This window comes from Spirosoma rhododendri, from assembly GCF_012849055.1.
GTDB lineage: Bacteria > Bacteroidota > Bacteroidia > Cytophagales > Spirosomataceae > Spirosoma > Spirosoma rhododendri.
In genome coordinates this window covers 4,026,391-4,050,638 of record NZ_CP051677.1, presented here as the reverse complement: position 1 = coordinate 4,050,638, position 24,248 = coordinate 4,026,391, and the positions used below count along the sequence as shown (strand labels likewise).

Sequence of the window (24,248 nt, the reverse complement as noted above, 5' to 3'; positions counted from 1 at the left end):
GTATTTACACGTAACCTGTTTTTAACCTATGAACGGCTTTCAATTGTATAAGGAATATGTGGCGAGGGGAGAGCGCGCAGACAGGGGAACGTCTGACTGGTCGTACGGTCAGGTGTTGGTGAGTGCTTTCTATCTGGTTGGCATCACCCGGCTATTCGATATGCTGGAACAGGCCGAAACACTCGGGTGCCGTATCAGGCTCGTTTATTCCCTACAGGCTGACTCGGGCGTACCCGCCCCCTGCGGTATCGAACTGATCCCAACGGAGCAGGAAACGATACTGACTTCGGCCGATCATCGGTCAGAGCTGGCCTACTGGCCAAATTTTATGGCCTAGTGACCTACCGTTTCGCAAGGCGCTGGTTATGAGCACGATTGATTACCGCCGAACGGCGTCGTGTAAATTGTCTGATTACTGAACTTCAATCAGGCAACTTACACGACGCGTCGCAGCCAAGAACAATATTCAGGCTACTTATCAGCAATGAAAAAGGTGCATAAAAAACTGAAAATTAGTTTTTTATGCACCTTTTTTTTGCAGAGAGAAAGGGATTCGAATCACCTGAATCAACTACCCTTTTTAATCCCAATTAGCCATCCGGCTAACAGAGTACCACTGACTTCACTAGCGACGAGCCGCTGAGAACTATGCTTCGGCAGTGCCATATACGGCTGGTTACCCAGCGCGAGTTGACGATACTGACAGAACATGGTTTCAAACGTGGTCTCTTCATCAGAAAGTTGGGGAATAGTGACGCCCTCAGACTTTCCCAAAAGCGCGCCAACCGTGTACTGCAATTCAGCTATCTATTGATTCTTTGTCGTCAGTTCCTACACGCCTTCGACAACTTTATCTAATACCTGAGCGTGGCCGATTGTCATTCGTCTTCGAGGATTAGAAATTGAGTTTCATCTAAATACCACTCACTAAACTCAGTAGAGCGTACAAAACGAAGTAATATAGCGCCTTCACCTTTGTGAGGTGAGTCGTTAGGGAAGCTTTCCGGTGACAGATAGCTGGGTACGTATATCTGTTGTTCCAAAATTGCCTCGCTATCCAATCGTTCAGATTCAGTAAGCAGCTTGTTTAGGGCCAATGACACGATGCTGCGTCTCACTCTCGTTTTTTCTGGCAGCGGTCGTTTCGGGGGCATCGACGGATAGCAACGAATTTACAGGCCTGGTTTTCCAGAGATTGTGTGCTCTCTAGCGCCTGCGGTTGTATATAGATTCGTGGGGCGAACTGGCAGCCTCGTGTTTATAGAAATATCTGTCACCAACCATTTGGTCGAATCGAGATTTGGTTATCAGTTTCCAGTCCCCATTTATGTACGCATAGTACGTAGTTAGGCCTGTCAACATTGATGATTTCAAGTGTTCGGCACTTTCGAACCTGTTCCAGAAGAAGTTTATCATGTATGGGTATGAATATGTTGCCTGGCTGCTGAGCAGACGCTTTCGTACAGCTACGCACCGTTTTGTTAAACGGCTATAAGATATGATATAATGATGCTGTTAGGTGAAAGCATTTATGTAACGGTAAAGGATATATTTGGAAACTAGTCGTGCCGACAAATCAACCGTATCAGCAATCGACCATAACTGGGCCAATTGGGCAAAAAAAAGCCCGGTACAGCTATGTACCGGGCTTTTTTGAGTTAAGAAGAAAGGCTTTTACACCTTTTTTGCAGAGAGCGAGGGATTCGAACCCCCGGTACCCTTGCGAGTACTTCTGATTTCGAATCAGACCCGTTCGACCACTCCGGCAGCTCTCTGTGTGGTTTGGGACTGCAAAGATGCACGTCTGAACGGCTATTGTCAAGCCCCTACCGCAAAAAAAGTGCTTACACGCTCATTTCTCCGCTAATTGGCTGACTAAGCCGCGCCCGTACACGCGCCGGGTCGTGCTCCTGCCCCAGCACAACCATCAGCTTCGTAATGGCCGCTTCGGTCGTGATATCGGCACCGCTCACAACGCCAAGCTCGTCCATACGCTTGCTGGTCTGGTATTGCCCCTGCGTTACGCGTCCACCTTCGCACTGCGACACGTTGAAGATCGTCAGGCCGCGCTCGATCGCGGTCTTGAGGCTGTTCAGAAACCAGCTCTCAGTGGTGGCGTTGCCCGCGCCGAACGTTTCCAGCACCACTCCCCGCAGGGCCGGATTCAGCACAATGGCTTCTACTACGGCTGGTGTGATACCCGGAAACAGTTTCAGAATGGCAACGTTCGGGTCGAGGGCTGTTTGCAGCGTAAGCGACTGGCTGGGGTCCACCGGCCGGATAAACGGGCGATTGTAATCGATACTGACACCGGCATTGGCGAGGTGCGGGTAGTTTTCCGACGCAAACGCATTGAACTGCACGCTTTCCTGCTTGGTCGAGCGGTTGCCGCGCAGTAGCAGCGAGTTGAAGTACACGCACACTTCCGGCACGATTGGCTGCCCGTCAGTCTGCGCGGCTGCAATCTCCAGCGCCGTGATAAAGTTCTCGCGGGCGTCGGAGCGGGCAACCCCGATGGGTAGCTGGGCCCCCGTCAGGATCACCGGCTTGTTGAGCCCCAGCAGCATAAAACTAAGCGCCGATGCCGTGTACGACATCGTATCGGTGCCGTGCAGAATAACGAAGCTATCGTACAGCGCGTAGTTGGCTTCGATCAGTTTTGCCAGCTCGACCCATATGGCGGGGGTCATGTTCGAGGAATCGATGATCTCGCTCAACATCGTGATGTTGATCTGGAAGTCGAGCCGGTTCAGTTCGGGCAGTCGATCGAGCACGTCCTCAAAATCGAAGGGAATCAGCTGGCTGGCTTTGGGGTCGTACACCATCCCGAAGGTGCCCCCGGTGTAGATGACCAGTACCGAACGCGGTGTAGTCGACGATGACGTTTTTCGGGGCTGAGCAGGTGTCAGGCAGATTGTTTTATACGGCATAGGCCGCAAGTTACGGAAAGGATTACAGCCGTGCCGCCGGGCGGATTAACAGGATTTGGTTACCAGCACGCGGATAACGCCGACACGGCCGATCATCGGCAAGCTACCTACCCTCAGGCATCGTTCTGGTCCTCAACTCAAAAGGCTGATGCGCGTGGATCAGCCACCGATTCACCCGTCAACGTATATACGGTCAGGTGCGGAGCCATCAACTTCGTTTGCTATTCCGGCTTCATACGCTGTCAGAATGGACAGGTTCAGTCTCCTTTTCCCGGCTTTCTGACCATTTCCTCACTTCTACCTGAATGTCTTTCCCGACGACGGGCAAATACCAACCAAAGCAGACCGAACCAGTTCAGCAGTTAACTAACCCGCTGAAAAACAGAGAACCGGTTCTCCTGCCAGACGCAGCAGGATAGCCGAACTGTCTAGTAAGCTCTCCCTAATGACCCATAAACTAGCCTTACTTTCTGAACATGCGTCTCCGCTGGCAACCATTGGTGGTACTGATGCGGGTGGTCAAAATATTGCCGTCGCCGAACTGGCAATGTGCCTGGCCAGACTGGGCCACCAGGTTGATGTGTTTACGCGCTGGGACGATCCCAGCCAGCCTCAACAGGTTCAGTGGCAGGCAGGTATCCGCGTGATTCACATTCAGGCTGGCCCCTGGCACCGATGGCCAAAGAGGATCTGCTCCCTCACATGGATGAATTTGCGCAGGGCATGATCCAGTTTTTTCAGCAGCAGTCCCAGCCTTATCGATTGGTTCACGCCCACTTCTTTATGTCGGGCTACGTAGCCTGCCAGCTCAAGCAGCAGCTGGGGATTCCGTTTGTGATTACGTTTCATGCGTTGGGCGAAGTGCGCAAACGCTGTCAGGGAACAGCCGATCGGTTTCCGGCCGAACGAATAGCGATTGAACAGCAGATTATCCAACAGGCCGACGCTGTTGTTGCCCTGTGCCCGCAGGACCATGACGATCTGGTGGAGCTGTACCGGGCGAATCCGCTGCGTATCGCGACGATACCCAACGGCTTTAACCCGCAGCAGTTTTACCCCGTCGATAAACCACTTGCCCGGCTCCTGATTGGCCAGGACACAACCGAACCCATTCTATTGCAACTGGGCCGTCTGGTGCCGCGCAAGGGTGTCGATACGGTTATTCAGGCACTGGGTTGTTTGCATCGGGAGTATGGTATCCGGGCGCGACTACTCATCGTGGGCGGTGAGTCAAGTACGCCCGATGCTACGCTGACGCCCGAAATTGGTCGATTACGGCAGCTGGCCGTTCAGGAAGGGGTTGCCGATTGGGTGCTGTTTACCGGCAGTCGGGAGCGCGATGATATCCGGTATTATTACAGCGCTGCCGACGTCTTCATCACGACGCCCTGGTACGAGCCGTTTGGCATTACGCCCCTCGAAGCTATGGCCTGTGGTGTCCCCGTTGTTGGCACGGCGGTGGGCGGTATCAAATCGACCGTGCTGGACAACGAAACCGGATTTCTGGTACCGCCCAAGCAGCCTAAAGAACTGGCCGCTATCCTGGCCGTGCTGCTGTATCACCCCCCACTCTGCTCACTGCTGGGCAAGCAGGCCGTTCAGCATGTGCAGGCTAACTATACCTGGCAGCACGTAGCCACACTGACCAGCACATTGTACGAACAGGTGCTGACAGGGCAACCCTTCACGGGTCATCAGCCCCAGACCGCGTCTGAATCCAGCCGTAAGCCGGTTGTTTTGCCCGAGCTTTCCCCGTCAACGCGTATGCAGGACGAGCTATGAGCAAGGCCGTTTTTCTGGATAAAGACGGCACGCTGATCGTCGACGTTCCCTACAATGTTGACCCGGACCAAATCGTGCTCTACCCCGACGCAGGCCCCGCGCTGCAACGAATGCAGTCGGCGGGGTACCGGCTGGTGGTGGTGTCGAATCAGTCGGGGGTAGCGCGGGGGTACTTTGCCGAAACCGCCCTGTCTGCCGTCTGGAAACGCCTGACCGACCTGTTCGCCCCGTTTGGTGTCGCCTTCGATGGGTTTTACTACTGCCCGCACGATTCGCTGGGTACCACAGGTGCCGACGCACTGGCCTGCGACTGTCGAAAGCCTAAGCCCGGTATGCTCCACCGGGCCGCTCTGGAGCTGAATATCGACCTTGCCGGGTCGTGGATGATCGGCGATATTTTACAGGATGTGGAAGCGGGTAACCGGGCGGGCTGCCGAAGTATTCTGGTCGATCGGGGAAACGAAACCGAGTGGCTCAACGGCCCATACCGGACCCCGACGATAAAGGTAGATTCGTTACTGGAAGCCGCCGGGCAACTTGTTGTCTCCTGAACTCGATAGCCAGCCATGAACCAGACAAGCTTAGAAACCTGGCCCGACGGGTGGCGAATTCTGTGCGCCCGCCCCGACAATCTGGGCGATGTGCTCATGACGACGCCCGCCTTCGGGGCACTGAAAGAGTCGTTCCCGAATTGCCAGCTGACCTTACTGACATCCTCGGCGGGTGCAGCCATAGCCCGGCTGATTCCGGCTATCGACGACATAATCGTCTTCGATGTGCCCTGGGTTAAATCAGACAGTCAGGCAGCGGATTCGTCCAGTCTGGTTCACGTGGCCAGCCAGCTTCAGCAACGGCAGTTCGACGCGGCTATCGTGTTTACGGTCCAAAGTCAAAATCCGCTGCCGATGGCGATGCTGTGCTATTTGGCCCAGATCCCGTGCGTGCTGGGTTATTGCCGCGAGAACCCGTACAAGCTGCTGACCAACTGGATTCCTGACCCGGAGGTGCTCATGGCTACCCGCCACGAGGTTACCCGGCAGCTGGACCTGGTCAGCACCATCGGGGCCACCACAACGAATGAGCGGCTGTCGCTGGCGCTGCCTGCGGGTGCCCGCGAAGCCGCCCGCCAGTTACTCATCGAAACCGGTGTCGACCTGAACCGACCCTGGCTGCTGCTACACGCGGGGGTGAGCGAGGAGAAACGACGCTACCCAGCCGACCAGTTCGCCGAAGTGGCCCGACGGTTGATTCTGGACAATAATCTACAGATAATCCTGACGGGGGCCGGTCGGAGTGGGCCTATGTGGAGCGGCTTCGGGAACAGGTCGGAACGGGTGCGTACAACGTGGCTGGCCAGCTGGACTTACCCGAATTTTGCGGCCTCATTGCCCTGGCCCCGCTGCTGATTTCCAACAATACCGGCCCGGTTCATATCGCGGCTGCGGTGAATACGCCCGTGGTGGTAGCCTATGCCAAAACCAATCCGCAGCATACCCCCTGGATGGTGCCCAGCAAAGTCTTGTATGTGGAGGTGGCCCGGCATCTGCGTAGCCGAAACGTACTCCTGCAACGATTTCCCGAACCCGCTGCCCCGGAGGCCACACCGCACCGAATCGTAGAAGCCATAACAAACCTGCGTCAGGAGGTAGCTGACCGTAGCCCGACGAAACCCGAACCGTCCACGGTCAGCAACGAACCAACCGCCCCTATCCATTGATTTTTTAACCCTCAACGTTATGTACACCCTGGGAATTAATGCCGCTTTTCACGACCCGGCAGCTGCGCTGGTGCGCGACGGCGTCGTGCTGGCAGCCGCCGAAGAGGAACGCTTTTCGCACATCAAACATGGCAAACGACCGGTTCCCTTCTCGACCTGGGAGCTGCCCTATAATGCCATTGATTTCTGCCTCAAAAAAGCGGGCATCACCCTCACCGATGTCGACCACATCGCCTATTCGTTCGATCCGGTGCCTCTACTGGGCGATCACCGCGACAGCCTAACTATCGAGATTCCCTTACGACCCGAAGGCATTCATCGGCCCGGCGATTCCCGCAACGGGCCGGAGCAGAACGAAGCGTCGACCGGTGCCGTACACTGGCAAAATCCGTACGAGGGCCTGTTTTTATCGTCCATTCTAAACGCACCCGGCCATCTGGTCGATGGCGTGCCGCTCCATCTGTCGAAGCGGTTTCGGGGCGCTACGCTTGATACGCAGGGGGAATGGCAGTTTGTGAATCATCATCTGGCGCACGCAGTCAGCGCCTTTTTGCCCAGCCCGCACACTAAAGCCGCCGTACTCGTTATCGACGGGCGGGGCGAAAAAGCCACTACTAGCTATTGGCTCGGCGAAGGCAATCAGCTGACACTGCTGGGGGAAGTAGACCTCCCGCATTCGCTGGGTCTGTTGTACGAAGACCTGACGCATTATCTGGGCTTTCTGCGCTCGTCGGATGAGTACAAAGTGATGGCCCTGGCTTCCTTCGGCAAACCGATTTACGCCGATTACTTCCGAAGCCTGATTCACCTGGGCGATGACGGTCAATACACCATTGAGCAGCCCGATTTTGTCGCCCGGTTTGGCCCCGCCCGCGCCAAAGGCAGCGAACTTCATCAGGACCATTTCGACATTGCTCATTCACTCCAGCTGGTGCTGGAAGAAACCGTGCTGCACCTTATCTCGTGGCTGCACGAACAAACGGGCGTCGCGGCTCTGTGCATGGCGGGCGGAGTGGCGCTCAACTGCGTGATGAACGCCCGGCTGCGCGACGAAGGGCCGTTCCAGCACATCTGGGTGCAACCTGCCGCCGGAGACGCGGGAACCGCTCTCGGCGCGGCTATGTACGCAGACGCCCAGCAGCGGAATACGGACCAGAGGGCCTACGAAATGGAACACGTTTACCTGGGACCGGCCTATACCGACGACGAAATCGAGCGGTTTTTGCAATGGTCGAAGCTGCCTTATCAGCAGTTGGCAAACGTGGCCGATGAGGTCGCTGCCTACCTGGCCGACGGGCATATCATCGGCTGGTTTCAGCAGGGAATGGAGTTTGGGCCACGGGCACTAGGCGCACGCTCGATCCTGGCTCCCCCGTTCCCGGCCTCGATGCAGGCCCGGCTCAACGACCTGAAAGATCGCGAGGACTTCCGCCCCGTCGCCCCGGCTGTGCTGGAGGAAGCCGCCGACCGCTATTTCCTCAATGCCCACCAATCGCCCGGATCACCGACCGCTTTCATGCTATTCGTAAACGAGGTTCGCCCCGAACGGCGCGACGATATTCCCGCCGTAACCCATACAGACGGTACGGCCCGCATCCAGACCGTCAATGCCCGGCAAAATCCGCCCTATTACGCCCTGCTGAAGGCGTTTGAGCGCCGGACGGGTATTCCCATACTGGTCAATACGTCGTTCAATACCCAGGGCGAACCGGTGGTTTGCTCGCCCCGCGATGCCGTCGAGTCGTTCTGGGCTTCCCCCCTCGATGCGCTGGTGATTGGCTCGTTTATGCTGGTGAAAACGGGCGCGGCCTTCTCGCGCGAAAGTGAAGCGACGTCCAAAGAATTTTTGCCCATTTATGAATAACCTGCTCATCAGCGTTGTCATCCCCACCTTTCAACGGCCCGACCTGTTACAACGCTGCCTGACGGCTTTAGGGTCGCAAACATTACCCACCGATCAGTTTGAGGTGGTGGTGGTAGACGATGGCAATGACGCCGATACGGCCGCGCTGGTTCGCAACCTAGCTCGGCAGGGGGCGCTACAACTGAGCTATCTTGGTCAATCGCAACGGCGCGGGCCAGCGGCTGCCCGAAACCGGGGCTGGCGAGCCGCCCGAAGCCCGATCATTGCCTTCACCGACGACGACTGTATTCCGCAACCAGACTGGCTACGGGCCGCGCTAAAGCGGTTTGATGCCGGTGCTTCGGTGGTTACGGGCCGGGTCGAAATGCCTCTCCCCAACCGCCCAACGGCGCACGACCGGACCACCGCCCTGCTCGAAACGGCGGAGTTTGTCACGGCGAACTGTTTTTGTCGGCGCACCGCCCTGGAGCATGTGGGTGGGTTCGATGAAGCGTTCGACATCGCCTGGCGCGAAGACAGTGCGCTTCAGTTCGCGTTTCTGCGGGCGGGCATCCCGATCGACGCCTGCCCGAAGGCCGTACTGGTGCACCCCCTCCGCCCTGCTCGCTGGTACGCCCCCCTGCGCGACGAACGAAAAAACCGCTACGACGCACTGCTCTACAAACGCTATCCCAACCTGTTCCGGGCACGCATTCCGCACTATCCGGCTTTGGTAACGGCCTATTACGGAGTCGTTGCCAGCGCCCTGATGACCCTTGGTGGAGCCGTGGCCGGCAACAAATCAGTGGTCAGAGCGGGCGGAGTTGGCTGGCTGCTGCTGACCACTGGTTTGCTGGCTTATCGGCAGGCGAACCAACCCATCGGTGAGTTGCCCAAAAACGGGCTCGTGACCATCGTTTCTCCTTTTCTGTCGGTTTACTGGCGTTTGTACGGAGCCATCAAACACCGCGTCTGGTATCTGTAAGGGCTCACTGACTCCGTTCTGACATGGATAAACTAACGCACCATCTTGGTTATTCGCCCCGGCGCATCGTTGTGTTTCGGGCGTTGAAACTGGGCGATCTACTGTGCAGTGTGCCCGCGTTTCGGGCGTTGCGGCACGCCTTCCCCGACGCGCACATTGCCCTCCTGAGCCTGCCCTGGGCGGCTGAGTTTGTCCAGTTGTTTCCCGATTATTTCGACGAATTCATCGATTTTCCCGGTTGGCCGGGTTTGCCCGAGCAGGTGGTTGATCCGGTTCGGACGGTAGCGTTTCTGGCTCAGATGCAAACCCGCCACTGGGACGTGGCGATTCAGATGCAGGGCAACGGCACCTTCGTCAACGGTATGCTGAGTTTGTTCGGAGCCGGGGCCGTTGCGGGCTATTTCCCCCAAACCAAGCCGGAAGAGCGCATGGGCGAACCGTCGCTGTGGTTGCCTTATCCCGAGAAGGCGCATGAAGTGAAGCGGCACGTTCAGCTGATGACGTTTCTGGGGCTGGACTCGACCGGCTACGAACTCGAATTCCCGGAAATAGCGACTCCTGTTGCCCTTCCCGCTGCCTTACAAACCCTCGACCGGCCTTACGTCTGCATCCATGCCGGGGGCATTTCCGGGCGACGGTGGCCCGAAGCCAGCTTCGCCGAGGTAGCCGATCAGCTGGCCGATCAGGGCTTTGCGGTTGTCCTGACGGGTAGCCTGCCGGAGCAGACAATCACGCAAACGGTCCAGCAGCACATGCGCCACCCGGCCATTGATCTGGCCGGTCAGACAACCCTGACGTCGCTGGCTGCTGTCCTGCGGCAATCGGCCCTGCTGGTCAGCAACGATACGGGGGTGTCGCACGTAGCGGTAGCCTGCCACGTACCGAGCCTTGTCATTTTCACCTCCGCCGACCCCGCTGAGTGGGGCCCGCTAAACGAGCAGCGGCACCGCGTAATCCGGGAAGCGGATGCGACTCCGGCGCGCGTTGCCAGCGAAGCGTTACGCCTTTACCATGCCCTGACCTAGACTACTCAAACGAGTAAACCGTTTGCTTCAACGATGAAAAAACTATCGATTCTAATCTGGCACATTCACGGGGCTTACCTCACGGCCATTACGCAGACCGAACATAACTGGTACGTACCCACAAAATCGGATGGCTCCGAAGGCTACAGTGGCCGGGGGAAAGACTCGACTTTGCCCGGCTACGTGCGGGAGGTGCCCGCCGATCAGGTGAAAGACCTGCCGCTGGATCTAATCATCTTTCAGACCCCCAGAAACTATCAGATCGATCAGTACGAAATTCTCTCGGAGGTTCAGCGGCAGGAAGTTCCCGGCATCTATCTGGAGCACAACACGCCGGAGCCGCACCCGACCCATACGCTGCACCCGGCCGCCGAAAACCCCCGTGTGCAGCTGGTTCACGTAACGCATTACAACCGGCTCATGTGGGATAACGGCGAGGCCCCTACCCGCGTAATCGAACATAGCGTGGCCATCGACCCGACCATACGCTACAGCGGCCAACGTCCCGAAGGCATCTGCGTGATCAACAATATGCAGCACCGGGGCCGGATTGCGGGGTATGACCTCTTCGAAATCCTCCGGCAACGAGTCCCACTGACGAGCGTCGGCATGGACGCACTGGCGATCGGGGCCTAGGCGAAATTCATTACCGCGACCTTCACCGGACGGTAGCCGACTATCGGTTTTTGTTCAGCCCCATGCGGTACAGCAGTTTGCCGCTGGCCGTCATCGAAGCCATGACCATCGGGATGCCGATTGTGGCGCTGGCTACCACAGAGCTACCAACGGTCATTCAGAACGGTGTGCATGGATTTGTCTCCAACGAGATCGACGTACTGGCCGAACGGATGCAGTTTCTGATCGACCATCCGGACGAAGCGGCCCGCATGGGGCAGAACGCCCAAAAATTGGCGCAGGCGCACTTTAGCCTACCCCGTTTCGTAGCCGACTGGAACCGTCTCTTTGCCGAACTGACGCAGAACGTGACCACACTTTCTGATGCGTCAACCTAGATGAGTTAGCCGTCAATTGCATTCGCTGGCCCCGTTTGCCTACAGCTGCTGTACGCCTGTCGACACCATGTTTCCCAGCAAAGCAGCCGCGTTGGCGGTGGTCTGACGGGCTACTTCGGCGAGGGGAAGCTGCTTCAGATCGGCGATACGCTGGGCGATCAGCGGGATATACGCCGGTTCGTTGCGCTTGCCCCGATACGGCACCGGCGCGAGGTAGGGCGCATCGGTTTCCAGCACCAGATGTTCCAGCCCGATATGCGGCAACACCGCGTCGAGTCCGCCATTCTTGAACGTACTGACGCCCCCAATGCCCAGTTTAAAGCCCATATCGACGGCCCGACGGGCTTCATCGAGCGTACCGACAAAGCAATGGAAAATACCCGTCAGGCCGGGCAGGGCCAGCTTTTCGATGAGGTCAACGGCTTCAGTAAACGCGTTGCGGTCGTGCCCGGAACGCGTATGCATCGATACGAACAAACCCCGGTCGGCGGCCCAGCGCAACTGCGTATCGAAGGCCGCAAACTGCCGGTCGACGTGGGTCATATCCCAGTAGAAATCGAGCCCGATCTCCCCGACCGCGATAAACGGGTGTTTATTCAGCCACTGCTCTACGGCAGCTAATTCATCATCGACGCTTTCGTTGACGTAGGCGGGGTGCAGCCCCATCATGGGCAGGCAGGCGGTGGGGTACTGCTCAGCCAGAGCCATCATACCGGCGATCGTTTCACGGGCGCAGTTGGGCATCCAGATCTGCGTAACCCCGGCAGCCAGAGCGCGGCCAATCACATCGGCACCGTCGGGCGAGTCAGCGGCAAACTGCTCGTCGTAGACGTGTGCGTGCGTATCAATGTAAGTCATGCAGAAGCAACGCCGGGGCGGGCGCGTCGGTTCATCAGAAACCGGCGTAGACCGGTTGCGGCACGGCCCGGAACGAGTAGCCCCGCTGGGCGAAGTGGGTCAACATACGGGGCAGTACGTACCGCATCGTCGGCCACGCTTTCAGGCTGTCATGGAACACGACAATTGAACCGGGTTCGGTGTGCTGAATCGTCTTTTTCAGGCATACGTCGGCGGGCAGCGTCTGGTCGAAATCACCGGTCAGCACATCCCACATTACGATGGAATGGTGCTCCATCACCTCGGCAGCCTGGGCCTTGGTAATGCGGCCGTATGGCGGACGAAACAGGGCCGTTTCGATACCAAGTTCATCCTGGCAGGATTGTATATTTTCCAGATAGACCTCATCGTCGGTCTTCCAGCCGTTTAGGTGATTGTATGTATGGTTACCGACCATATGACCGGCTTCCAGCACCTGATACAGTACATCGCGGTGCTTACGAACATTATCGCCGATGCAGAAGAACGTGGCCTGTGCCGCGTGACGATCGAGTTGTTCGAGCACAAACTCGGTCACGTCGGGGATGGGCCCGTCGTCGAAAGTCAGGTATATCGTCGGTTCAGCATCACCTTCTACCTTCCACCAAAACTCAGGATAGACCGTTCTGAGCAGGAAATTCGACTTATGTAGGAAGAAGCCCATGGTTGGTTTTAGGTTTACAGTTTAACGGTTAAGGTTCATGATTCACATACACGGCGACCGTACAATCTGTTGCATTGTCAACCTTATACGTTAAACTATAAACCTTGAACCCTATTCAAGCTTCCGGCCTTTCCAGCGGTACCCTTTTCCCTGCGCGGCCAATCCGAAAAAGATAACGTAAAACGGATAAACCAGCTGAGTAATCGGGATGGCCCGGACCGACGATTTTTTTTGTAAAAAAACAAGAACCTGTCGTAAAAACAAAAACTCCGGCAGGGCCTTCAATCCGACAACCAGCAGTAGTACTGAAACGTTTAAAAATCCGAGCAGCCAACCTAAAAATACGAGCACCGGGGCCAGGTTGCTCAGAAAAATAAACACAGCCAGCGCAGTTGGTCCGTACGATTCGTAGGCCCGCCACTTGCTCGCCCACCGCCTGCGTTGCTGGTAAAACGCCCCCCAGTTTCGGTGCGGCCCTGTCTGCACAATCGCTGAGGCCGCTTTCACAAACCGAACCCCGTTTGGGTACCGCCGGGCAATTTTGTGCATCAGCAACTCGTCGTCGCCCGAAGCCAGATGGTCGACACCGGCAAAGCCCCCGACCTCCTCGAAGACCCGCTTTTCGTAGCAAAGGTTGGCTCCGTTGCACATCGTTGGCCTACCCATTGCCATCGTCGTCGCCCCCGACCCGATCAGACTAGCAAACTCGACGGTTTGCAGGTGATCGGTCAGCGTACGTTCGGGGGTAAACGTCACCGGGCCCGACAACAGCTTCGCTCCGGTCTGCTGATAGGCCGTAGCGAAGGTCGCCAGCCAGTCGGGGCCAACGCGGCAGTCGCCATCGGTCGTTACGATCAAATCGCCCCGCGCCTGCTCGATGCTTTGCCGGATCGCCCGCTTCTTGGGCGACGCAGTCGGTTCGTCGGTCAGCGAAAGCAGGTGCAGCGGGTGTCGGAAGCCAAACATAGCCTGCCGTACCAGCAGCCGCGTATCGTCGGTAGAGAAATCATCGGCGATAATTACGTCGAAAGCGGGGTACGTCTGTCGGGCCAGATCGCCCAGCAACGCGCTGATGGTAGCGGCTTCGTTGCGCACCGGCACGATCACGGTAATCGAGGGACCGTTTGGCTGGCTGGCCGCTGGTTTCGTGATCGGCATGCGCAGCCAGGTCAACCAGAGCACGAGGGTAAACAGGGCGTACAGCGCACTGATACTCAGCAAAAAAAAGATCATTCAGTTACGAGATTAAGCCGCCACACCCAGACAAGCCCGATCAGTACGGGCGTCAGGACGTTGACCAGCCAGAGCGTCAGCGTAGCCGTCAGCACCACGGGAGCCAGCAGGCCGAGCGGAGCAAAGACCCAGAGCGCGGCCGCTTCACGAACGCCCAGATCACTCACGACATTGATGGGCGGCACCAGATTTTTCAGCAGGTAGATCAGCCCGATGCCCGCCAGCAGTTCATCAGCCGGAGCCTGAATACCAACCAGCCGCAGGGCGACGTAAAACTGACACGCAAAGATACCGTACCGCAGCGTAGCCACGCCCAGCCCCAGGCCGATTTCAGCGTCGGTGTACTCACCGGCTACGGTCCAGTAGGGGGCAAATCGGCGCACCCGACGCCAGCGGGCCAGCCGGTTGAGCACCCGCTGCCGCCATAGGCCAAACACAACGCCCAGCCCCGACAGCCCGGCCGCTGTCGCCAGCAGCCACCAGCCCGCCGGGGTTTGCCGGTCGGGAACCTGGTGCAGGTGCCAGGCCAGGGCTCCGGCTCCGAGCACCAGCGTAACATAGGTCTGCATGCCGCCCGCCACCATCGACGCGCCCACGGCTGCCCCCCGCCCCGCCGACCGCAGCGACAGCACCCGCCCCGCCACATCGCCCACCTGAGCGGGCAGGGCAAAACTCAGCGTCATGCCGGCCAGTACGGCCCGGTACGCGTCGGCGAAGGATATGGGTTCGACCCGGCGGATCAGAAGTTGCCATTTCAGGGCTTCGAGGCCCCAGTTGACGGGTGCGAGCAGGAGCAGCAGCGCGGCCCATCGTTCGGGATGCCGCACGGTCCGGAACTGCGTCTGTACCTGCGCCCAATCGAACGGTTGCCGCAGCAGGACGTAGCCGATGTATGCCAGCAGCAAACAAAACGTGGCTAGTTTGAGCCAGAACTGGATTTTCTTTGACAGATTAAACGACAAAACTGGGTCGAATACGTTACTTTGCAGAAACACTCAACGAAGTACCAATGCGCGTCGATCCAAAAGCAGCCCCTGTCACTCCCGAAAAGATTATTCTGGGAATAGACCCCGGCACACAGATCGCCGGGTACGGGATTATTTCGGTCAAAGGCGGGGTGATGCGTATGATTCAGTACGGCGTTGTTGAACTGAACAAATATAGCACCTACCAGCTGAAGCTCCAGAAGCTGTTCGACACCATCCTGCGGCTGATCGACGAATACCACCCCGACGAGATGGCGATCGAAGACCCATTTTTCGGCAAAAACGTGCAGGCTATGCTGAAGCTGGGCCGGGCGCAGGGTGTGGTTATGGCGGCTGCACTGTCGCGCAACATACCCATTGTTGAGTATGCCCCCCGGCGCATCAAGCAGTCGGTGACGGGCAACGGCAACGCCACCAAAGATCAGGTGTCGCACATGGTTGGGCACCTGCTGAAGGAAGACCTTCACCCCAAATTCTTCGATGCCACCGACGCCCTGGCGATTGCGGTCTGCCATCATTTCCACGAAAACGCCATCCCGCTGGTCTCGAACAAAAAGACCAAGAAGGGAGCCTGGGGCGCGTTCGTCAGCGAAAACAACGACCGGATTCTGTAACCAACACGGGGCTACACAATCCGGCCGCAGTCGTCAGCGACTACCTCATCAATACGTTTCGTAATCGATTTTCAGCGTTTCGGTGGTGCTGCTGCCACCGGCATTGTCGGCTGTCGTTTTGGTCCGCAGCGTAGGCAGTCCCGCCGTGTTGTATTGGTACTGATATGTTTCGGTCGTGCCGGAATTCGACACCGCCGACAGCACGTTGTTCGCGCTGAGGTTGAGCACATTGTCGATACCACCAAAGTACGTATCGACCATTCTGACCCCGAACGTCAGGTTTACGAAACCGGCGGGGTATGGCCTCGGAATAATGTAGCTGCCGAAGAACGGATTCGTGCGATTGTCGTACGTAAACGTCGTCGTAGGCCCACTAAGGGGGCTACCGGGTCCGCCATGTCCGGCAATGCTGATGGCGGTATTGTACGTTGTCAGGTTGCTCCCCGTAAACGTAAAGCTGTCGCCACCGGTGATGATAAGGCCACCGGTTGAGAAGTTTCGCCGGGTGGAAACAGGCTGGTTGCCCGTTGCCCCGTAGTTGTAACCCAATGAGAAGCCGTTGGCGTACGAAATTCCACCCAGCTGATTGCCCGTCGTATACGACAACTGGTATACCTCGACGGCGTTGGGCTGGCTTCCGCGCGGGTAGCGGGTCACCTCCCGGCGCAGCTGAGTCAGCCGGTTCTGGTTATCGTAGTCTAAGGTGCTGAGTTCAGTTTCGGCTACCGTACTGTCGGGAGTCTGGTATGTGCGAATCGTACGGATTGCGCCCTGACTGTCGTAAGTGAGCGTACTTACTTTGGCAAGATTATTCGGCAGTACCAGCGTGAGCGTTTTGGGGCGTAGCCGTTCGGGCGTCGGGTTGGGCGGGGTTTGGTGGTCGATGCAACCCGACAGCGACCCCAGCAGGAGGAGGATTAGTAAACGGTTCATGGCAGTTGGTGGTTTAGAAGCTAACTGATTTGATCACGTACCCGACCAACGTAGTTTCCACCGTTGCCCGGTTCGATTACGCAACGATATTCGGCATTTTTTCAGGCGTCTGTCTTCGTAATTAACTAAGCGGCATTTTACTGATAATCAACCTTTTCAGTGTAACTTTTCCGTTTATGGCTGTATACCAGCAAACGATTCAACTGCCTGCTTTTCCGCGCGGCTTCCACCTGATTACCCGAATTATCGAACGCGAATTCGCCGACCTCTACCAGATTCAGGCCGGGGTGCTGCACGTATTTATCCAGCATACGTCGGCCAGTCTGAGCATCAACGAGAATGCCGATCCGACTGTACGGCAGGATTTTGAAAGCTTTTTCAACCGCACCGTACCGGAGAACGCACCATATTTCAAACACAATTACGAAGGCCCCGACGACATGCCCGCGCACCTGAAAGCGGCCCTACTGGGTCATGCCGTCACGATACCGATCACCAACGGACAGCTTAATCTCGGCACCTGGCAGGGTATCTACCTCGGCGAGCACCGCGACCACGGCGGCCGTCGCACGCTGGTGGTAACGGCGTGGGGGTGAACTGTGATTTTTTTGAACTGTGATTCTTATGATTAGATGATTGCGCTGATTTTTTTGAATCGCAGTCTATCAGTGAAATCAGACGAATCACACGGGGCCGCCCGGCGGTTCAAGATTTCTGAACCATGATTCGTCTGATTAGTTGATTACCCTGATTAAAAAAGGCAATCATAGTCCATAATCTTGAACTATGATTGACGATGATTTCTGGATTACCCTGATTTCTCTTTAATCACAGCCCATCAAAGCAATCAAACGAATCACAGTTCAGGACATCACGGTTCAGGACATCACAGTTCAAAACACACAAGCCATGACAGACACAAATCAGGACCCAGAAAAAGACGAAGTAAACGAACCGGAAACCGATAACGTCGTTCACGACGATCTGCTGGCTGATGAAGACGGCGACGTCGATAATCTGGTGGAAGACCGCGACTACACGGCACCCGCCTGACCTTACCAGTGGGTCTGGCGTAGCTTATCTGGCTGGAGAACGTGAATCGCTCCGCCGGTCTGCTCGATAAGGCCGTCTTGCCGGAATTCGCTTAGAATCCGGATTAGTGACTCGGTAGCCGTACCCACGACCGAGGCCAGATCGTCGCGCGATAGCTGAATCAGGCCAGCTGACGGCGCATCACCGGAAACGTGATGCAGCCGTAACAGCGTATCGGCTACGCGCCGGCGCAGTGAGTTGTAGGCCATGCTTACCAGTTGCGTCTCGCGCTCGCTGATGTGCCCGGCCAGCAGTCGAAGCAGTGGCTGACCCACACGCGGATCGGTCACTAGTGGCAGAAACTCGTCTTCGGGGATGTAGACGAGTTCGCTGGCTTCGAGGGCGACGGCGGAGTCGGTGTAGGGGGTGTTTTCGAGCAGGGGTACATAACCAAAAAAGTCGCCGGGCCCGTACAAAGCCGTAATCAGTTCCTTGCCGTCGGGGCTGGCGCGTACCGTTTTGACGTTGCCCGCCTTGAGAAAATACAGCCGGGTGGGGTCGTCGCCTTCGGTGTAGATGTACTGCTTCCGCCGAACGGTGTGCACCTTCCGATCGGCAATCAGGTCAGTGAGAGCGCTGATGTGCCCTACGGCGTTCGGGGCCGATGGCCGACCAGCCGCCGACGGGTTCAACTCCGCAGCGCCCGGACCGCTCATCTGCTCCAACCGTTTCAGCCGCCCTTCGATCGCACTGAGCAGTTCGCTTTCGTCGAACGGTTTGGTCAGGTAATCGTCAGCTCCCAGCTCCATACCCCGCCGAAAGTCGGTCCGCTCGGTTTTTGCCGTCAGGAAAATGAACGGAATCCCGGCCAGTTGCGGATTTTTATTGACGATGTGCAGCACCCCGTAGCCGTCCAGCACCGGCATCATAATATCGCAGATAATCAGGTCGGGCCGGGTTTCGAGTGCTTTTTCGATACCCACTTTCCCGTTTTCGGCCGTCAGGACGTGGTAGCCCGTCAGTTCCAGAATTTCGGCGGTGTTCTCACGGATACCGTCGTTGTCTTCAATCAGCAGGATATTCTTCATAAGGGAGAGTCAGCGAGACGGTTGTGCCCCGATTCAATTCACTGTGCAGGCTTACGCGCCCACCCATCAGGTCGACGTAACGACCGACGATGTGCAGGCCGAGCCCCGTGCCGGGTACGTTGCCCGCGTTTTTGGCCCGGTAAAACCATTCAAACAGATGTGCCTGATCGGCCGGGGCGATACCCACGCCCTGATCGATAACCGACAGCTGTAGCTGCCCGTGCTGCCAGCTTGCCCGTACCCAGATCACCGAACCGGCATCCGAATACTTGATCGCGTTGGACAGCAGATTAACAATCACCTTACGCAGCAGCGACGCGTCGAGCCATATCCAGTCCGGGCCGTGCATCTCCGTCTGAATTACCTGATCGGGCTTACGCAGGGCCTGCATATCGCCAATAACTTCGTCGACGAGCCGGGCCAGTTCAACGCGCACCGGCCGTACGTCAATGTTGCCTTCCTCCAGCCGACCAACCGACAAAAATTCTTCGAGAATGTCGTTGAGATGGTCGACCGACGCCCGGATGCGCTGAATGTGCTTCTGCCGTTTGTCCTGCTGATCGAGGCCAGGGTACTTTTCGATCAGCGTCGCCGACGTCAGCACGGTGGTCAGCGGGGTGCGAAACTCGTGCGACGCCATTGAGACAAAGCGGGATTTCAGTTCGCCCAGCCTGCGCTCGGCCGACAATGCTTTCGCCAGTTCGTCTTTCGATTGTTCCAGCTGTTCGAGCGTCGTCATGAGGGCGTGGGTCCGGTCGATCACCTTCTGTTCGAGTTCGGCGTTGAGCCTTTCGATCCGGTCGCGGTGGGTCAGCAGCTGGCTTTCGGCTTCTTTCTTGAATGTGATGTCGATGATGTACGCGACGGCGTATAGCTGATCGTCTTTCTTGAAATAGCTGAGGCTGACTTCGACCGGAAACACTGATCCATCCCTGCGCCGGGCGTGCAGGTCGCGGTTGTGCCCCATTGCCCGCACCTGTGGGTTGGCGTTGAACGACTGCCGCAGCTCCTTGTGACACCGACCGACGTTGGTCGGTACGAGCTGATCGATCGACAGGCCAACGAGTTCGTTGTCGGGGTAGCCGAACAGGTGCCGGGCAAGCTGGTTGGCCGACACGATCTGCCCGGCCTGATTGGCGACGATAATGCCGATGGTGGCATTCGTAAATACCGCTTCGTAGCGCAGCAGACTTTGCTGCAACGCCCGCTCAGCCTGATACAGCCGCCCCAGATTTCGCAGTCGCACCAGCCAGATATCGTGGTTGTTTTCAGGGATGTTCGTCACCGTCAGCCGGGCGTGAAACTGCGTTCCGTCGCGGTGGACCAGTTCAACTTCGGTACCCTGCGGCAGCTGGGTCAGCCCCGGCCGGGCAATTTGCATAACGGCCGACACGAGTCCCGCTGACGGGTTAGCCTGATTCAGCTGCGTCAGCAAATCAGCTTCGGTCGCGAAGCCCAGCATCAGGGCCCCGGCGGCATTGACGCGGGTAAACTGCCCGGCACCGGGATCGAACAGACCAATAAAATCGTCGCCCGGTTCGGCAAGCAGAGCCGTCAGAACGGGCGTAGCGGAGTTTGTTGACATCATTATGTAGACGGTCGATCGGGGCGAACCGTCCTGCTAACCGGTTTCTTTTTGCGGCAACGGGGCCATCTGTCGAAAATCAGCCACGGGGATGACGGCGGTCAGACGACCCGCGCGGCCAACCCGTCAATTTTACAACTGATTCTGACCAGCCGTTTATGCCCTACTCATCCCCGCCCGCTCTTTCTGGTTTCAATTCGGCAGTGCTGCTGGTTTTCGTCACACCAGCGGCAACCGACGAGGTGCAGCGCCAGCAAACGCAGCTCACCGACCACCTGAAACGCCAGCCGGGGCTATCCGTGCGGGTCCTATACATCGACGCCAGCCAGCATCCGGCCGTTGTCGGCTGCTTCAGCGTCACCCGTTTCCCCACAATCGTACTGGTTCAGCGGGGCATCGAACTGTTTCGGCACGAGGGGACTATCGGGGCGTAAACGCTCGCCAAAGGCTTACCTGTTCAGCCCCCAAAATTGAGCGATTCCGGCCATAGCCAGCCTGCCGCTCGTCAGCCGTTTGCCTGACAGATATCAGTCGACGGCCTACCCCCGATCAACGACAGGGTAACAACACGACTTTATTTTTATCCCAACGCATAGACCAACCACTTTTCGACATGACCGATTCACAAACCGCACTCCCCTTTGACGAAGACGCAAATATGCTGATCAATTGCCGCACACAGCACCAGCAGTGGAACCAGGCGCTGATGAAACACGAGCAGGACATCAACCAGTTAGTTAGCCTGCTGACTGATCTGCTGGCGCAGCATAACTCGTCCCGGCTCCGCCCCCGGGCGATTCAGTACGTGACCCGATTCAACAGGCTGAAGAGTCAGTTGCGCCGACTTCGTCTCGACATGATTTGTTCGGGCTCCGCCTGTTTCCCTACCGAGCACCCGATCTGCGCCGAACCACATGCTGGCTTTTACACGGGCCTTGACCTCAGCATGCATCGACTAAGCGACGAGTTTAGCACGCTCAGCACTGGCTGTTACCAGTTTCTTTCCGTGCTTGTTTCGCTGAATTTATTGTAACCTGAGGCCGGAGTACTGATGGTGTCGGGTCTGACACTGCTGGCCTGGTAACGACCAACTACCCTACTAATGAACCGCCCGACTGTTTGGTAGCAGCCGGGCGATTCATTGTTGGGGAGTCTTTTTCTGTGTCGGGATGACAAAAACAGCGATTGTACAACCTCGAAACGATTTCCTGAACAACTGCTTACAGGATATTCAGCAGAATGATAGCGGCCTGAATAACGAAGCTGAGGACGAACGCGGGGACAAGGGTTTTCAGCGGCATGGCGGCCAGAATTGGAATCAGCACCAGCAGAAAACAAAGCATCCCGGTCAGGAATTGCCAGTCGCCCCCGCCCAGGTACGCCATCGTCAACAGTAGCGTGGGCGACAGGATACACCCCTGAACAGCCAACGCCGTAGCCGCCCAGCCCGTCCGGTTAAACTCACCATCGGTGACGAATTTTTGGTAGCGGGCCAGCCATTTATTGGTTGGGGTACTGGTGTAAGCGGATGTGTGTGAAAGCGTTGCCATGATCGTTGTGCGTTTACTTAACGACACAAAACAACGGCAGCTTCACCAGCACGACCATGACCCGTATCAGCGCACTGCCAGATGCTTGTCACCCAGATTACTGACCTTACTCAGGCTCATAAACCTGCGCTCACCGGGTTTCTGCACCCTTGTTTTCAGCGCAGAAACCCGGCGAACAGGCAGCGCTATAGCAGCGGCCAGACGGCGTCGACGCTAGTGACAGGCAACTGGCAGGTACGGTTGTAGCAAACGTAGATCGCAGTTTTGCCGTCGAGCGTACCGCGCTGATCGAGTAGCGGCAGATCGCTCCGGCCGACGGTACCGCTCAGCACCTTGTTGGGGTAATACACCGCGTCGATTTCAGCCCGGAACCGGTCAGCGTCGGGGCCGACAATGGCGATTTCGGCGGTTGGCTGAGCGCGGAGGGCAAACAGGCCAGCCCAGTTGGACAGGTAATCGGCGTTGGCCTGCGCCAGCGGCTGCATCCGCCCCAGCATCCGGTCAGCGCGGTCGGCGTAGGCCGGGCGTTCGAGCAGCAGACTGAGCACAAACAGGTTTTCAGCCATCATCGAGTTCGACGCCGGGATGACGTTGTCGAACAGTTCTTTCTTGCGGGCAATAAGCTCTTCGCCGTTCTTATCGGTAAAGAAAAACAGCGGATCGCCCTCTTCACCCGTATCGCTGAAATTCAGAAGCACATACTGCATCAACTGATCGGCTTCGGTGAGCCAGCTTTCCGTAAACGTGGCCTGATAGAGGGCCAGCAGTCCGTCGATAACGGCCGCGTAGTCATCGAGGAAGCCCGGCTGCCGCGCCCGGCCCAGCTTATAGGTGTGCCAAAGCCGACCGTTACGACTGTCGCGCAGCTTGCGGAGCAGAAAGAACGCCTGCCGCAGCGCCAGCGTCAGGAACTCTGGCTCGTTGAACACGCGGTAGGCCGTTGCCAGCCCTTTCAGCATCAATCCATTCCACGAGCAGAGGATTTTATCGTCAAGCCCCGGCCGGATACGAGTGTCGCGCACAGCCATCAGCCGGTCGTGAATAACGCGCAGCTTCGCGCCCAGCTCCGCCGGCCAGCCCATACGCCCGGCAAACGACTCATCAGTTTCCGTACGGTGCAGGATGTTTACGTGCTCCCAGTTGCCGGCCTCCGTGACATGATACAACTCGGCAAACCAGCCGAAATCGTCGCCGAGCAGGTCGCGGAGTTCGGGCGTGGTAAAGGTGTAAAACTTACCTTCGACCCCTTCGCTATCAGCATCAAGGGCCGAATAAAAGCCGCCTTCGGGGCTGAGCAGTTCGCGCTGGGCGAAGGCAATGGTCTGGTATACGATCTGTTTGTAGAGCGGGCTGCGGGTCAGGCTGTAGGCTTCCGAATACAGCGTGATTAGCTGCCCGTTGTCATACAGCATCTTCTCGAAGTGGGGCGCCAGCCAGTCGGCATCGGTCGAGTAGCGGGCAAACCCACCGCCGAGCTGATCGTAGATGCCGCCCAATGCCATCCGGTCGAGCGTCTGCGTAACGAGGTGCAGAGCCGACTGGATTTCGGGCGCGTTGGGGTCGATATGATCGATAGCGGCCTGATACCGCAGCAAAAACCGCCAGATCGTCGGCATCGGGAACTTGGGCGCCCGGCGCATCCCGCCTTTTTCGTCGTCGGCTTTCACGGCAATCTTCCGGTACAGCACATCCAGAAAATCGGGCGTTACGCGAAAATTGGTTCCCGACAGGCCGTAGCGTTCGGTGTCGGACAGGTTCAGCTCACGGGCAAAGGCCTCGGCCGACTGACTCAGATCGTCGCGATTTTCGATGAACGCGTTATTTATACTGGCCAGCAGGTTCACCCATTGCTGCGTCGGCAGGTAGGTAAGACCGTAGAATGGTTTGGCGTCGGGCATCAGAAAGACGTTAAGCGGCCAGCCGCCCTGCACGCCCATTGCCTGCACCGCATCCATGTAAATCGCATCGACGTCGGGCCGCTCTTCCCGGTCGACTTTTATACAAACGAAATGTTCGTTCATCACCCGCGCGACGCCCTCCCGCTCGAACGATTCGCGCTCCATGACGTGGCACCAATGGCAGGCCGAATAGCCAATACTGACCAGTATGGGCTTGTCTTCATCGATAGCGCGGTTGAGGGCTTCCTCCCCCCACGGGTACCAGTCGACGGGGTTGTTGGCGTGCTGAAGCAGGTAAGGGCTTGTTTCGTATTGCAGTTGATTGGGCATCGGGCTGTTAGTCTTGAACTATATGTCTTGAACTATGATTTTTGTGATTGCACTGATAGACTATGATTGTCTTGAACCGTGATTTGTCTGAACTATGATTTTTATGATTAGTTGATTGCCCTGATGATTGTCTTGAACTTTGATTACCGCTGATTATTTGATTA

26 protein-coding genes and 1 tRNA gene are annotated in these 24,248 nt (G+C 57.2%); 16 read left to right on the top strand and 11 right to left on the bottom strand.

Going from position 1 to position 24,248, the window contains the following annotated elements:
- The first annotated feature begins 28 nt into the window (after positions 1-28).
- Complete coding sequence (locus tag HH216_RS16795; RefSeq protein WP_169551848.1) at positions 29-337, top strand: hypothetical protein; 309 nt, start codon at positions 29-31, stop codon at positions 335-337.
- A 1,351-nt stretch (positions 338-1,688) separates the two neighbouring features.
- Here the strand turns inward: HH216_RS16795 and HH216_RS16790 are convergent.
- Positions 1,689-1,775: transfer RNA gene (locus HH216_RS16790), tRNA-Ser, on the bottom strand.
- A 69-nt stretch (positions 1,776-1,844) separates the two neighbouring features.
- Positions 1,845-2,930 (bottom strand): asparaginase, encoded by a 1,086-nt coding sequence (locus HH216_RS16785; RefSeq protein ID WP_169551847.1) that lies wholly within the window; start codon positions 2,928-2,930, stop codon positions 1,845-1,847.
- Positions 2,931-3,375: 445 nt separating this feature from the next.
- Between HH216_RS16785 and HH216_RS26725 the strand changes: the two genes are divergently transcribed.
- The 10 genes from HH216_RS26725 to HH216_RS26080 are packed head-to-tail and all read left to right on the top strand — an operon-like array spanning position 3,376 to position 11,295.
- Positions 3,376-3,657 (top strand): glycosyltransferase, encoded by a 282-nt coding sequence (locus HH216_RS26725; RefSeq protein ID WP_332871411.1) that lies wholly within the window; start codon positions 3,376-3,378, stop codon positions 3,655-3,657.
- The gene (locus HH216_RS16780; RefSeq protein WP_254448474.1) at positions 3,606-4,712 is read left to right on the top strand and encodes a glycosyltransferase; all 1,107 of its coding nucleotides are present in this window, start codon (positions 3,606-3,608) and stop codon (positions 4,710-4,712) included. Before HH216_RS26725 ends, HH216_RS16780 begins: the two co-directional genes overlap by 52 nt.
- The gene (locus HH216_RS16775; RefSeq protein ID WP_169551846.1) at positions 4,709-5,263 is read left to right on the top strand and encodes a D-glycero-alpha-D-manno-heptose-1,7-bisphosphate 7-phosphatase; all 555 of its coding nucleotides are present in this window, start codon (positions 4,709-4,711) and stop codon (positions 5,261-5,263) included. Before HH216_RS16780 ends, HH216_RS16775 begins: the two co-directional genes overlap by 4 nt.
- Positions 5,264-5,278: 15 nt before the next feature.
- On the top strand, positions 5,279-6,118 hold the full coding sequence (locus HH216_RS16770; RefSeq protein WP_254448473.1) for a glycosyltransferase family 9 protein: 840 nt from the start codon (positions 5,279-5,281) through the stop codon (positions 6,116-6,118).
- Positions 6,058-6,429 carry a glycosyltransferase family 9 protein gene (locus HH216_RS26090; RefSeq protein ID WP_254448472.1) on the top strand — a complete coding sequence of 124 codons (372 nt, stop codon included), beginning with the start codon at positions 6,058-6,060 and terminating at the stop codon, positions 6,427-6,429. Before HH216_RS16770 ends, HH216_RS26090 begins: the two co-directional genes overlap by 61 nt.
- Positions 6,430-6,448: 19 nt before the next feature.
- Entirely contained in the window at positions 6,449-8,293 is a 1,845-nt protein-coding gene (locus HH216_RS16765) for a carbamoyltransferase family protein (RefSeq protein ID WP_169551845.1), read from the top strand.
- Positions 8,286-9,257 carry a glycosyltransferase family 2 protein gene (locus HH216_RS16760; protein WP_169551844.1) on the top strand — a complete coding sequence of 324 codons (972 nt, stop codon included), beginning with the start codon at positions 8,286-8,288 and terminating at the stop codon, positions 9,255-9,257. The genes HH216_RS16765 and HH216_RS16760 overlap by 8 nt, the downstream gene beginning before the upstream one ends.
- 23 nt (positions 9,258-9,280) lie before the next feature.
- Positions 9,281-10,282 (top strand): glycosyltransferase family 9 protein, encoded by a 1,002-nt coding sequence (locus tag HH216_RS16755; RefSeq protein ID WP_169551843.1) that lies wholly within the window; start codon positions 9,281-9,283, stop codon positions 10,280-10,282.
- Between the two features lie 33 nt (positions 10,283-10,315).
- Positions 10,316-10,918 (top strand): hypothetical protein, encoded by a 603-nt coding sequence (locus HH216_RS26085; protein ID WP_254448471.1) that lies wholly within the window; start codon positions 10,316-10,318, stop codon positions 10,916-10,918.
- Positions 10,919-10,923: 5 nt separating this feature from the next.
- Positions 10,924-11,295 (top strand): glycosyltransferase, encoded by a 372-nt coding sequence (locus HH216_RS26080; RefSeq protein ID WP_456300620.1) that lies wholly within the window; start codon positions 10,924-10,926, stop codon positions 11,293-11,295.
- A gap of 39 nt (positions 11,296-11,334) precedes the next feature.
- Here HH216_RS26080 and HH216_RS16745 read toward each other — a convergent pair whose 3' ends face one another.
- The 4 genes from HH216_RS16745 to HH216_RS16730 all read right to left on the bottom strand — a co-directional run bounded on the left by HH216_RS16745 (position 11,335) and on the right by HH216_RS16730 (position 15,030).
- Positions 11,335-12,153, bottom strand: a complete 819-nt coding sequence (locus tag HH216_RS16745; protein WP_169551842.1) for a TatD family hydrolase — start codon at positions 12,151-12,153, stop codon at positions 11,335-11,337.
- Positions 12,154-12,187: 34 nt separating this feature from the next.
- A complete protein-coding gene (locus HH216_RS16740; protein ID WP_169551841.1) occupies positions 12,188-12,835 on the bottom strand; it encodes a polysaccharide deacetylase family protein in 648 nt (215 codons plus the stop codon).
- A gap of 111 nt (positions 12,836-12,946) precedes the next feature.
- A complete protein-coding gene (locus HH216_RS16735; protein WP_169551840.1) occupies positions 12,947-14,068 on the bottom strand; it encodes a glycosyltransferase family 2 protein in 1,122 nt (373 codons plus the stop codon).
- Positions 14,065-15,030 (bottom strand): lysylphosphatidylglycerol synthase transmembrane domain-containing protein, encoded by a 966-nt coding sequence (locus HH216_RS16730; protein WP_169551839.1) that lies wholly within the window; start codon positions 15,028-15,030, stop codon positions 14,065-14,067. Before HH216_RS16730 ends, HH216_RS16735 begins: the two co-directional genes overlap by 4 nt.
- Positions 15,031-15,077: 47 nt before the next feature.
- Between HH216_RS16730 and ruvC the strand changes: the two genes are divergently transcribed.
- A complete protein-coding gene (gene ruvC / locus HH216_RS16725) occupies positions 15,078-15,668 on the top strand; it encodes a crossover junction endodeoxyribonuclease RuvC (protein ID WP_169551838.1) in 591 nt (196 codons plus the stop codon).
- Between the two features lie 48 nt (positions 15,669-15,716).
- On the opposite strand, the gene HH216_RS16720 is transcribed toward ruvC, so the two are convergent.
- Complete coding sequence (locus HH216_RS16720; protein WP_169551837.1) at positions 15,717-16,601, bottom strand: hypothetical protein; 885 nt, start codon at positions 16,599-16,601, stop codon at positions 15,717-15,719.
- A gap of 176 nt (positions 16,602-16,777) precedes the next feature.
- On the opposite strand from HH216_RS16720, the gene HH216_RS16715 reads away from it, so the two are divergent.
- Positions 16,778-17,197, top strand: a complete 420-nt coding sequence (locus HH216_RS16715) for a secondary thiamine-phosphate synthase enzyme YjbQ (RefSeq protein WP_169551836.1) — start codon at positions 16,778-16,780, stop codon at positions 17,195-17,197.
- Between the two features lie 313 nt (positions 17,198-17,510).
- Positions 17,511-17,654 carry a hypothetical protein gene (locus HH216_RS16710; RefSeq protein WP_169551835.1) on the top strand — a complete coding sequence of 48 codons (144 nt, stop codon included), beginning with the start codon at positions 17,511-17,513 and terminating at the stop codon, positions 17,652-17,654.
- A 2-nt stretch (positions 17,655-17,656) separates the two neighbouring features.
- Here the strand turns inward: HH216_RS16710 and HH216_RS16705 are convergent, their stop codons facing one another.
- Together HH216_RS16705 and HH216_RS16700 are read right to left on the bottom strand one after the other, a co-directional pair.
- Positions 17,657-18,721 (bottom strand): response regulator, encoded by a 1,065-nt coding sequence (locus HH216_RS16705; RefSeq protein ID WP_169551834.1) that lies wholly within the window; start codon positions 18,719-18,721, stop codon positions 17,657-17,659.
- Positions 18,699-20,306, bottom strand: a complete 1,608-nt coding sequence (locus HH216_RS16700; protein ID WP_169551833.1) for a sensor histidine kinase — start codon at positions 20,304-20,306, stop codon at positions 18,699-18,701. The genes HH216_RS16705 and HH216_RS16700 overlap by 23 nt, the downstream gene beginning before the upstream one ends.
- Positions 20,307-20,464: 158 nt before the next feature.
- On the opposite strand from HH216_RS16700, the gene HH216_RS16695 reads away from it, so the two are divergent.
- Complete coding sequence (locus HH216_RS16695) at positions 20,465-20,740, top strand: thioredoxin family protein (RefSeq protein WP_169551832.1); 276 nt, start codon at positions 20,465-20,467, stop codon at positions 20,738-20,740.
- Between the two features lie 179 nt (positions 20,741-20,919).
- Positions 20,920-21,339 (top strand): hypothetical protein, encoded by a 420-nt coding sequence (locus HH216_RS16690; RefSeq protein WP_169551831.1) that lies wholly within the window; start codon positions 20,920-20,922, stop codon positions 21,337-21,339.
- Positions 21,340-21,526: 187 nt separating this feature from the next.
- Here the strand turns inward: HH216_RS16690 and HH216_RS16685 are convergent, their stop codons facing one another.
- Both HH216_RS16685 and HH216_RS16680 read right to left on the bottom strand, forming a co-directional pair.
- Entirely contained in the window at positions 21,527-21,856 is a 330-nt protein-coding gene (locus tag HH216_RS16685; RefSeq protein ID WP_169551830.1) for a hypothetical protein, read from the bottom strand.
- A gap of 185 nt (positions 21,857-22,041) precedes the next feature.
- Positions 22,042-24,084 carry a thioredoxin domain-containing protein gene (locus HH216_RS16680; protein ID WP_169551829.1) on the bottom strand — a complete coding sequence of 681 codons (2,043 nt, stop codon included), beginning with the start codon at positions 24,082-24,084 and terminating at the stop codon, positions 22,042-22,044.
- Between the last annotated feature and the right edge of the window lie 164 nt (positions 24,085-24,248).

Excerpts from the sequence above, each read along its gene's own strand:
- ruvC (WP_169551838.1), top strand. The coding sequence starts at position 15,078 with ATGCGCGTCGATCCAAAAGCAGCCCCTGTCACTCCCGAAAAGATTATT.
- HH216_RS16715 (WP_169551836.1), top strand. The coding sequence starts at position 16,778 with ATGGCTGTATACCAGCAAACGATTCAACTGCCTGCTTTTCCGCGCGGC.
- HH216_RS16795 (WP_169551848.1), top strand. The coding sequence starts at position 29 with ATGAACGGCTTTCAATTGTATAAGGAATATGTGGCGAGGGGAGAGCGC.
- HH216_RS16745 (WP_169551842.1), bottom strand. The coding sequence starts at position 12,153 with ATGACTTACATTGATACGCACGCACACGTCTACGACGAGCAGTTTGCC.
- HH216_RS16785 (WP_169551847.1), bottom strand. The coding sequence starts at position 2,930 with ATGCCGTATAAAACAATCTGCCTGACACCTGCTCAGCCCCGAAAAACG.
- HH216_RS16695 (WP_169551832.1), top strand. The coding sequence starts at position 20,465 with ATGCCCTACTCATCCCCGCCCGCTCTTTCTGGTTTCAATTCGGCAGTG.
- HH216_RS16760 (WP_169551844.1), top strand. The coding sequence starts at position 8,286 with ATGAATAACCTGCTCATCAGCGTTGTCATCCCCACCTTTCAACGGCCC.
- HH216_RS16780 (WP_254448474.1), top strand. The coding sequence starts at position 3,606 with ATGGCCAAAGAGGATCTGCTCCCTCACATGGATGAATTTGCGCAGGGC.
- HH216_RS16740 (WP_169551841.1), bottom strand. The coding sequence starts at position 12,835 with ATGGGCTTCTTCCTACATAAGTCGAATTTCCTGCTCAGAACGGTCTAT.
- HH216_RS16720 (WP_169551837.1), bottom strand. The coding sequence starts at position 16,601 with ATGAACCGTTTACTAATCCTCCTCCTGCTGGGGTCGCTGTCGGGTTGC.
- HH216_RS16700 (WP_169551833.1), bottom strand. The coding sequence starts at position 20,306 with ATGTCAACAAACTCCGCTACGCCCGTTCTGACGGCTCTGCTTGCCGAA.
- HH216_RS16705 (WP_169551834.1), bottom strand. The coding sequence starts at position 18,721 with ATGAAGAATATCCTGCTGATTGAAGACAACGACGGTATCCGTGAGAAC.
- HH216_RS16770 (WP_254448473.1), top strand. The coding sequence starts at position 5,279 with ATGAACCAGACAAGCTTAGAAACCTGGCCCGACGGGTGGCGAATTCTG.
- HH216_RS26085 (WP_254448471.1), top strand. The coding sequence starts at position 10,316 with ATGAAAAAACTATCGATTCTAATCTGGCACATTCACGGGGCTTACCTC.
- HH216_RS16755 (WP_169551843.1), top strand. The coding sequence starts at position 9,281 with ATGGATAAACTAACGCACCATCTTGGTTATTCGCCCCGGCGCATCGTT.
- HH216_RS16680 (WP_169551829.1), bottom strand. The coding sequence starts at position 24,084 with ATGCCCAATCAACTGCAATACGAAACAAGCCCTTACCTGCTTCAGCAC.
- HH216_RS26725 (WP_332871411.1), top strand. The coding sequence starts at position 3,376 with ATGACCCATAAACTAGCCTTACTTTCTGAACATGCGTCTCCGCTGGCA.
- HH216_RS16765 (WP_169551845.1), top strand. The coding sequence starts at position 6,449 with ATGTACACCCTGGGAATTAATGCCGCTTTTCACGACCCGGCAGCTGCG.
- HH216_RS16775 (WP_169551846.1), top strand. The coding sequence starts at position 4,709 with ATGAGCAAGGCCGTTTTTCTGGATAAAGACGGCACGCTGATCGTCGAC.
- HH216_RS16690 (WP_169551831.1), top strand. The coding sequence starts at position 20,920 with ATGACCGATTCACAAACCGCACTCCCCTTTGACGAAGACGCAAATATG.
- HH216_RS16735 (WP_169551840.1), bottom strand. The coding sequence starts at position 14,068 with ATGATCTTTTTTTTGCTGAGTATCAGTGCGCTGTACGCCCTGTTTACC.
- HH216_RS16685 (WP_169551830.1), bottom strand. The coding sequence starts at position 21,856 with ATGGCAACGCTTTCACACACATCCGCTTACACCAGTACCCCAACCAAT.
- HH216_RS16710 (WP_169551835.1), top strand. The coding sequence starts at position 17,511 with ATGACAGACACAAATCAGGACCCAGAAAAAGACGAAGTAAACGAACCG.